The organism is Rhodothermales bacterium, assembly GCA_013002345.1.
Taxonomy (GTDB): Bacteria; Bacteroidota; Rhodothermia; order Rhodothermales; family JABDKH01; genus JABDKH01.
The window spans coordinates 1-8,421 of the sequence record JABDKH010000227.1 but is presented as its reverse complement, the minus strand read 5'-3'; the positions used below and the strand labels follow the sequence as shown (position 1 = coordinate 8,421).

Annotated in this window: 9 protein-coding genes; 7 read left to right on the top strand and 2 right to left on the bottom strand. The window is 58.2% G+C overall.

Features of this window, described 5'->3' with window-relative positions; all coding sequences use genetic code 11:
• Positions 1–235: 235 nt before the first annotated feature.
• A complete protein-coding gene (locus HKN37_11430) occupies positions 236–1,069 on the bottom strand; it encodes a DUF481 domain-containing protein (GenBank protein ID NNE47260.1) in 834 nt (277 codons plus the stop codon).
• A 331-nt stretch (positions 1,070–1,400) separates the two neighbouring features.
• On the opposite strand from HKN37_11430, the gene HKN37_11425 reads away from it, so the two are divergent.
• The 5 genes from HKN37_11425 to typA all read left to right on the top strand — a co-directional run bounded on the left by HKN37_11425 (position 1,401) and on the right by typA (position 6,727).
• A complete protein-coding gene (locus tag HKN37_11425; GenBank protein NNE47259.1) occupies positions 1,401–2,282 on the top strand; it encodes an endonuclease III domain-containing protein in 882 nt (293 codons plus the stop codon).
• Positions 2,283–2,439: 157 nt separating this feature from the next.
• Positions 2,440–2,664, top strand: a complete 225-nt coding sequence (locus HKN37_11420) for a zinc ribbon domain-containing protein (protein NNE47258.1) — start codon at positions 2,440–2,442, stop codon at positions 2,662–2,664.
• A gap of 214 nt (positions 2,665–2,878) precedes the next feature.
• Positions 2,879–3,931 carry a cellulase family glycosylhydrolase gene (locus HKN37_11415; protein ID NNE47257.1) on the top strand — a complete coding sequence of 351 codons (1,053 nt, stop codon included), beginning with the start codon at positions 2,879–2,881 and terminating at the stop codon, positions 3,929–3,931.
• A 173-nt stretch (positions 3,932–4,104) separates the two neighbouring features.
• Entirely contained in the window at positions 4,105–4,788 is a 684-nt protein-coding gene (locus tag HKN37_11410) for a hemolysin III family protein (GenBank protein ID NNE47256.1), read from the top strand.
• A gap of 64 nt (positions 4,789–4,852) precedes the next feature.
• On the top strand, positions 4,853–6,727 hold the full coding sequence (typA, locus tag HKN37_11405; protein ID NNE47255.1) for a translational GTPase TypA: 1,875 nt from the start codon (positions 4,853–4,855) through the stop codon (positions 6,725–6,727).
• A 158-nt stretch (positions 6,728–6,885) separates the two neighbouring features.
• Here typA and HKN37_11400 read toward each other — a convergent pair whose 3' ends face one another.
• A complete protein-coding gene (locus HKN37_11400; GenBank protein ID NNE47254.1) occupies positions 6,886–7,137 on the bottom strand; it encodes an RND transporter in 252 nt (83 codons plus the stop codon).
• A gap of 151 nt (positions 7,138–7,288) precedes the next feature.
• On the opposite strand from HKN37_11400, the gene HKN37_11395 reads away from it, so the two are divergent.
• Both HKN37_11395 and HKN37_11390 read left to right on the top strand, forming a co-directional pair.
• Complete coding sequence (locus HKN37_11395) at positions 7,289–7,840, top strand: hypothetical protein (GenBank protein NNE47253.1); 552 nt, start codon at positions 7,289–7,291, stop codon at positions 7,838–7,840.
• A gap of 174 nt (positions 7,841–8,014) precedes the next feature.
• On the top strand, positions 8,015–8,421 hold a 407-nt coding region (locus HKN37_11390; protein ID NNE47252.1), incomplete at its 3' end, for a hypothetical protein.

The following is an 8,421-nucleotide window of genomic DNA, read 5'->3' as shown; positions in this document are numbered from 1 at the left end:
GAATTGAGAGGGCAAGAAAGGATGCTACCAGAGCTCCTGCTGTCGTGGATGCGATTTTCATAAAGGTTCTGAGGTGGCTATGACAAGGCGTGACGTGTCCGGGGATGCTCATACACCCGAAGCAGCGATGCTGTTCGGTCGGATGATTACCGGATCTTTCCTACACATCCCCGGGAATGCCACGTATTCTTGCACTCGCTCCGTCATGCGATCTCCCCGTGGGTGACTGTTGGGGTCAGAGTCGCACGCGGATCCCGTTTTCGACGAAGAGGTCGTGTTTCTCGAGATTGTCGGGCGGCCCGTTGTCGAATCGCTGGCGCAGGGCTACGCGGAGAGACACGGCTTCTGTAATGCCTACTTCAAAGGCCGCATCGTGCAGCAGGCGGACGTCCGAAAAACGGTCAACGCGTGGTTGCGCATAGACGGTGCTCGACAACATGCTCCGCTTATTGATCTCCCATCGGAAACTCACGTAGTTGCTCCATCGAACTACTTCAGAGGCTGCTGGATGAACGGAGACCCTGGACTCATCGAGATTCTCGAACTCGACCATCATGGACGAACCGTAGATAATATCCAGGTGCTTTGCCGATGCGACTCTCAGTCGAGCGCCGGCTCCGACCAGTGCGCGAAGTTGCAGCAGCGTAAAGCGGTCGCGCTCGAGTTGCCCGAACACTTCCCCGCCAATTCGATCAGAGAACCAGTGCGTGTAACGGACGTGCCCGAAGGATGAACTGGCATATCGGGTTCCGTCGTTTTCACCGTATCGAATTCGCGCGACGGCGAGTATCGTGTGCTGGCCTGACTGATGTTGAAGTCGTCCTCCTGCGGCGATGTCGTACAGATCAGAATTCCCCGATCTTACTGACACCGACGCGTCCAACGCAACGGTCGTGCCCTCGTCCGCGGATCGATGCTGCTCGATGTTCACCTGTGCAAAGCACGGGACGGCGAACCAGAGCGCAGACGCCACACCGATGAGAACACGACGAACATGTCGAAAGCGAGAGTTGCCATCTACACGTTGCACGACCGTGTGAGCAAGCGACGAGAATGCTGAGAAGACCATTCTGAATACAACTTCGTTATTGACGCCGGGGCGATTGAGCGCCATCATACACGTACAACGGCCAGACGGTTCGCATCGCGGGCCGCTCTTCATCAATTGGACGCGGCGACCGCCAGCCCGCACTGCTGCGACATTGATATTCACGCGGGCCGATGCCGAAGTCCCATCAGGCAGGCAATCATACGGAGACCTCAAACAGTTGGTGATCCAGAGAGAATAGAGACTCGACTTTTTTGTTCTGCCGGTAGCGACTCCATCCTCTGATCCCGATAATGCGTGCACGTTGCACTGCGTAACGGTGTGACTCCATCTGGGGACCGACATGAAATGGATGTTGAAAGCACCGTCCGGCTATTCACTGGACGCGGTTGTCCAGTCGCACGGCTGGTCGCAGCTCGATCCGTTCCAGATACTGGAGCCGTCGGGTCTTTCCTGCGTCATCGGACTCTCGTCCGACGTGGCGGTAATGGTCTCCGTCACCGAGCAGAAGCGCGGTCTGGCGGTCTCCACCGCGGCGAGACTTGGAAGTCGGCAGCGGGCGCGGGTTGAGGCAAGCCTCAGCTGGATGCTTGGGCTGGACCAGGAGTTTCGAACATTCTACAGGGCCGCTCGTGCCGAACCCAAACTCTCACGCATACCGAAGGAGGGCTGGGGCCGCATGCTTCGCTCCGCGACGTTCTTCGAGGACGTCGTCAAGACGATCCTCACAACAAATACGACGTGGGCAGGCACCATTCGAATGGTGTCCAGACTGGTCAACCTGTACGGCGTCGCCATCGCGGGTGATGACCACCTCAAGGCGTTCCCGTCACCGGAACGGCTGGCAGCGGCAAGTCCGGATGAACTTCGCAAGGAAACAGGTCTCGGGTACCGGGCGCCCTACGTGTCTGCGCTCGCCGAAGGTGTGGCTTCGGGGTCAATTGACCTCGACGCCATCAGAGAATCCGATCTGCCCACGCCAGAGCTGCGTAAGCAGCTGTTGTCGCTGAAGGGTGTGGGGCCGTACGCTGCAGCGACACTCCTGATGCTACTGGGTCGCTACGATTACCTGCCGGTCGATTCCTGGGCGCTGAAGCTGGTATCCACGGAATGGTACGACGGAGAGCCGGTCGGTAAAGAGGAGGTCGAGTCTGCGTTTGCACGGTGGGGCGAATGGAAAGCGCTCGCGTACTGGTTCTGGGACTGGGAGCTGCTCAAAGAGCGAAGCGGCTGAGACTGAAGGTTTCCAGATCGGCCGGATGGGGAAAGTTGCCGTTGCGATCACCGTCGGAAGGTCGGGATCAGGTGCTCCGTGATCGCGTGAAGGAAATGGATCCTTTGATTCGGCGTGCGGTTCCATTCCGGTGTTACGCAAACATCGTCGATCGATTATGCCCACATACGAATACGCCTGCAGAGATTGCGGGACGCCCTTCGAATTGAAGGCTACCATTGCTGAATATGAGTCGGGACTAGATACGAGTTGCCCACTCTGTGAGTCCGGGGAGACAGATCGCAAGTTCTCAGCCGCATTCGTTGGATCAGGCTCATCGTCGCAGCCGGTGTCGGCAGGGCCATCCTGCGGCTGCGGGATGGGCGGGTGCGGCCAGCACTGAGGCGGGAGAATCGACAGAGCGTTTGGGTCGAAGCGACCCGGTGGGGCGTGCGCGGGCTGTGAATGACTCGTCCCCATTTGTAGGCGCTCGGCGGGAAATAGTCGGTCCGGCGTTTCATCGGGCGTCTCGCAGTCGCTGTGTTTCCCAACTGATAACTACTGCCTGCGTTGGCACCCCGGCCTCTTACGATCCTCCCACACGACACCCCGCATGTATGAACCGGTCGGTCAGTCTCTTACTTGTCTTGCTGTTCGCGGGCTGCGGCGCGGATCCGATCGACGATAATACCGATGATCCAGCCTTCGATTATCCATCCCTGAAAGCGCTGGCGCCGTACGGGGTCGGGGTCGCATTCAAGTCCGAACTGATCCCGTTTGTTGATCATCGCGAGAATGTGGTCTACACGTTCGATCAACTCACGGCAGAGTGGGAAATGAAGATGAACCCGATGTCCGTCGGGCCGAATCAGTATGACTGGGATGGTGCCGATGCGCTCGTCGCGTTCGCCACTGCGAACGGGATGAAGGTTCACGGTCACGCGCTGCTGTGGCATTCGACGGTGCCGGCGTGGCTTGAGAATTTTGCGGGCACGGATACGCAGTTTGAGGATGCGGTTCGCACATACATCACCACGGTTGTTCAACGTTACAAGGATTCGGTGGTAAGCTGGGACGTCGTCAATGAGGCGTTTGAGGACAATTCCGGCGCGTTGCGCAACAGCGTGTTCCGACGCCGCATGGGTCCGGACTATATCGCCAAGGTCTTTGCGTTCGCTCATGATGCGGATCCGGACGCCCTGCTCTTATACAACGACTACGGACTGACGTGGGACGCTGCAAAACGAAGTGCCGCGTTTCAGATGGTCGATGACCTGCAATCCCGAGGTGTTCCGATCCACGGAGTAGGCTTGCAGATGCACATCACCTATTCGTTCCCTGCGATGTCGGACATTGTGAGCACCATGAATGAAATCGTGCAGCGAGATCTCCAGGTTCACATTTCAGAGCTTGACATCCGTATCAATCCTGATGGCGATCTGTCTGCTCCAACCTCCGCGCGTGAAGCGGCGCAGAGAGTTCGCACGCGCCAGGTGATCGAGGCCTTCAATGCGCTACCGTCAGACAAGCGTTTCGCGGTGACGGTGTGGGGTGTTCGGCATTCGGAGAGCTGGCTGATAGACTTCTGGGGTAATCCGGAGTGGCCGTTGCTCTTCGACGACAACTTCGTTCCAGGCCCGGCGCACAACGGATTCGTTGACGCGCTCTGATCGTCACTCGCGTATCTGTGGCTTGTACAGCGTAGCAGACGATCGTATTGAGCTGCACAGGGGCACCGGTGCGATGCCAGTCGAATGCGACGTGCACGACCCGGAGTTGTTGAAGTGGTGGAACTGGAAGGACGTTAAGCCGGAGCATTCGGAGACATAGGGGGTTTACCGGATTGCTTCACACTGTCACAATCCGGGACGGCCGGTCGAACGTGCTTACTACTTCGGAAAGATTACAGACGCGGGCCGAGGAAATCGCCAACGCGGTCAGTCACGGCATTGGTTTTCTGGCGGCTGTGGTTGCAGTTCCGATTCTGATCTGGGCCGTCGTGCAAAGGAGTGATGTGGCGGGTCTCGTAGGAGTGTGTGTGTTTGGCGCTGCCACGCTGCTGCTGTATCTCACGTCGACGCTTTATCACGCGCTGCCGCACAGCCGGGCCAAGCGTGTGCTTCGCGTGTTCGATCACATGGCGATTTTCCTGATGATCGCTGGCAGCTACACGCCGTTTACGCTGGGTGTGCTTCGGGGCGGCTGGGGTTGGGCCTTGTTCGGCACGATCTGGAGCCTGGCCCTGGCCGGAATTATTCTGAAGCTGCTTTTCGGAGCGCGTTATCCCATCGTCTCGAATGCAGTGTATCTCGGCATGGGCTGGTTGGTCGTAGTGGCGATCAAGCCTCTGTGGTCGGTGTTGCCGGGTTGGGGGTTCTTCTGGCTCGCAGCGGGTGGAATCGCATACACGGTTGGCGTCTTCTTCTATGCGAGAGATCAAGTTCCTTTCGGTCACTTTGTCTGGCACCTCTTTGTTCTGGCTGGCTCGGCGTGCCATTTCGTGGCCATTTACCTGTATGCCGTGTAGCCGTGCGCCCTCTGGTGCGCTCGGACACCTGGCCTCCACCAAGAATGTGTGACGACGGAACGTTCTGGTGTCGCCGGTCTTTGACGGTCTCTTTTGCACACTTTACCTGGCTCCGAACGTGTTTAGTCTGAGAAATATCGCCATCGTCGCTCATGTTGATCATGGCAAGACCACCCTGGTCGATGCCATGCTGTGGCAGAGCGGTACCTTCCGAGATAACCAGGATGTCCAGGAGCGCGTGATGGACTCGATGGATCTCGAGCGCGAAAAGGGCATCACGATCATGGCAAAGAACACGGCCGTCAGGCACGGGGAAGTCAAGATCAACATTGTCGATACGCCCGGCCATGCCGACTTCGGCGGTGAGGTGGAGCGTACCCTGCGAATGGTGGACGGCATCATGCTGCTCGTGGATGCGGCCGAGGGACCACTGCCGCAGACGCGTTTCGTGTTGACCAAGGCGCTTGAGCTGAATCTTCCTGCGATTGTCGTCATCAACAAGATCGATCGACAGGATGCACGCCCGCAGGAGGTGTTGAGCGAGATCTACGACCTGTTCATTGATCTCGATGCTTCGGATGAGCAGATCGAGTTCCCGGTGATCTATGCGGTAGCCCGTGACGGGAAATGTACTCGTGACGCGGACGGTGAGCTGACCGACCTCGAGCCGCTGTTCGAGGCGATAATCGAAACGATTCCGGCACCGGTTGGTGACGGGTCGGCGTCGCTGCAGGTGCTTGTAACGAATGTACAGCCGGACCCTTACCGTGGACCGCTGGCGATCGGTCGCGTCATGCAGGGCACGCTACAGAATCGAAAGCCGGTAACGCTGTGTCATCGCGACGAATCACTCACCGCTGCGTCGATCACGGCGCTATACGTTTACGAAGGCCTTGATCGTGTCGAGGTGGATGAGGCCGGGCCGGGAAACATCGTAGCTGTTGCCGGCATGACGGGAATCGGTCTCGGTGAGAGTATCGCGGACGGCGAGAATCCCACGCCGCTCACGCCGCTCCATGTCGACGAGCCGACCATGTCCATGGAGTTTCGTGTAAACGATTCGCCCTTCAGCGGTCGCGAGGGGAAGTTCGTTACTTCGCGTAACCTCCGGGATCGCCTGATGAAAGAGATCGCGAATAACCTCGCCATTCGTGTAGAAGAAACGGGTGCCGCCGACCGGTTTGTTGTGTTTGGTCGGGGCGAGCTCCAGATGGCCATTTTGATCGAACAGATGCGCCGCGAGGGATATGAGTTCTCGGTGGGTATGCCGCAGGTTATCCAGAAGACCGTCGGGGGCAAGATTCACGAACCGTATGAAACGGCCTTGATCGACGTTGCCGAGGATTATATGGGCGTCGTGGTCCAGAAGCTCGGCACACGCAAGGGGATCATGACGAAGATGGTGAACCATGGCTCGGGGCGGGTACGTCTCGAATTCGAAATCCCGAGTCGTGGACTGATCGGCTATCGAACAGAGTTCATGACCGACACCAAGGGAACCGGCATCCTGACGCACCTCTTCGCTGACTACCGACCGTGGTCCGGCGACATCGTACATCGTGTTACGGGGGCGCTTGTCGCTGACCGCACCGGCAAAGTGACCGGTTACGCCGCGATCAACTTGCAGGACCGGGGCGAGCTTTTCGTGGCGCCGACCGACGAAGTGTACAGCGGCATGATCGTTGGCGAGAACGGTCGGGATGCCGATCTCGACGTGAATATCACGAAGGAGAAGAAGCTGACGAACATGCGGGCGGCGGCGGCGGACTCGTTCGAGAAGATCGTGCCGCCACGACGTATGTCGCTCGAGGAGTCCATCGAGTTCATTCGAGAGGACGAGTTGATCGAGATAACTCCGCAGAGCCTGCGGATGCGCAAGCGCTATCTCGATCCGCACGAGCGGAAGCGACACATGCTGGGGAAGATGGAAACAGCATAGATTGCCGTCGAGCGTCCGTGGCGAGCGCGGCTGGCATAGACCGATCCCCCACCGTCGTGCGAGCTTCCGCAGGGAGCGGGGCAATCTGAGACGATTTCATGACCTGTTCGCCCGGGATTGCCACGGCGGCCTGCTCTGTGGCCGCGTTCGCCTGCCCGTCATTGGTCAATCGAATCCTCGGGCACGTCGTCCATCTTCGGACGGTACATTCTCTTGAGCTTCCAGATGACGAGCAGGACGGGCCCTCCGTGCAGGAAGAGGTCGAAGATGTCGATCGTGCTCCGCAGTTCACCTTGACTCAGCATCACGAGCTTTTCCCAGAGATGCGGCACGGAAAGAAACGGGGCCAGGCCGAACAGCACGGCCGCCACGATAAACACCGGAAGAGGGATCCGATCGATGATGGTCATGCTTGCCAGGAGCTCACTTTAATTGAGGATTTTCGGAGTGACGGATCCGAAGATGGTCAAAGAAGGTACTGCTTGACGGTGTGCAGGTTCGGGTTGCGGTAGCCAGGCTCAAATGAACGGCGCCGATATCCAGTACGAATTGACAATGACAATGAGACATAAGAACAGATTTCTGGTACTTACGCTGCTACTGGCCGCGCTCGGTGCATGTAGTTCGCCACAGTCGACGACGGTTGCGACTGACGGGGCGGCACGTCTCGATGGCTGGGATGGGGTCAACAACCTCTTTCAGGATGGCAACGTGTACTTCGCGGGGCAGCCCGATGCGGCATCCTTCAAAAGACTCGCCACGGAGGCGGGCATCAAGACGGTGGTCAACATCCGGTATCCCGAGGAGCTCGATCGCCTTGCGTTCGATGAGGTATCGTTGGTCGATTCACTCGGAATGCGCTATGTGAGTATCCCTGTAAGCCCCGCATCCTTTTCTGCGGACGACGTTGATCGTCTTGCCGCTGTGCTTTCAGAGACCGACGAACCTGTGCTGGTGCACTGTGCCTCATCGAACCGGGTCGGCGGTATCTGGTCCGCCTACCTTGTCCGAAACGAGGGTGTTGATATCGATCATGCTATCGAGATAGGCAAGACGGCCGGATTGCGTTCGCCCGGAATGATTGAGGCCGTCAGGCGCGTCGCCGGTGAGTGATACCCTTTTTATTTTTGTTGGCCGAGGAGTGCGTTGGTGATGATCGTCGAGCGGCGTGAGGGGTCCAGGAAGTGATGAGAAAGTGGTACAGGAGCCGAGGATTCGCCCCACGATCTGAAATGAACTCCCGGGCAGCATTCCGACCTGGAAACAATGATTAAAACGGTCAAAGAGGTGATTAGACACTTATCGAAGTGGTGCCTACTGAGTTCGTTTGTGGCGTGCGCAAGCCTGGCGCAGGAATCCGAACCCTCCACCCACGCAGCGAAATGGGTCTTCGAGGAAGCGGCGGCTTTATCTAAGCGTGACGCAGGCACTCTCTGGGGAATGGAACTCGACGGGCCGATGCTTCTGGTGGAGCCCGAGAGCCGGCGAGTGGTTGCGAATCGGAGCACAGAGGCTCTCGTACACTCGGGCGACCTATACGTCGGGGTTCTGCCGGACAGCGTCGGCATCGCAAACACGTCGATGAATTGGGCCGGACGCGAATGGACGATGCTGATGTGGCCGCTTCCAGAGGACGACTACGATCGGCGATCACTAATCGCTCACGAACTCTGGCATCGAATCCAGGATGAACT

Excerpts from the sequence above, each read along its gene's own strand:
- HKN37_11425 (NNE47259.1), top strand. The coding sequence starts at position 1,401 with ATGTTGAAAGCACCGTCCGGCTATTCACTGGACGCGGTTGTCCAGTCG.
- HKN37_11395 (NNE47253.1), top strand. The coding sequence starts at position 7,289 with ATGAGACATAAGAACAGATTTCTGGTACTTACGCTGCTACTGGCCGCG.
- HKN37_11415 (NNE47257.1), top strand. The coding sequence starts at position 2,879 with ATGAACCGGTCGGTCAGTCTCTTACTTGTCTTGCTGTTCGCGGGCTGC.
- HKN37_11430 (NNE47260.1), bottom strand. The coding sequence starts at position 1,069 with ATGGTCTTCTCAGCATTCTCGTCGCTTGCTCACACGGTCGTGCAACGT.
- HKN37_11420 (NNE47258.1), top strand. The coding sequence starts at position 2,440 with ATGCCCACATACGAATACGCCTGCAGAGATTGCGGGACGCCCTTCGAA.
- HKN37_11400 (NNE47254.1), bottom strand. The coding sequence starts at position 7,137 with ATGACCATCATCGATCGGATCCCTCTTCCGGTGTTTATCGTGGCGGCC.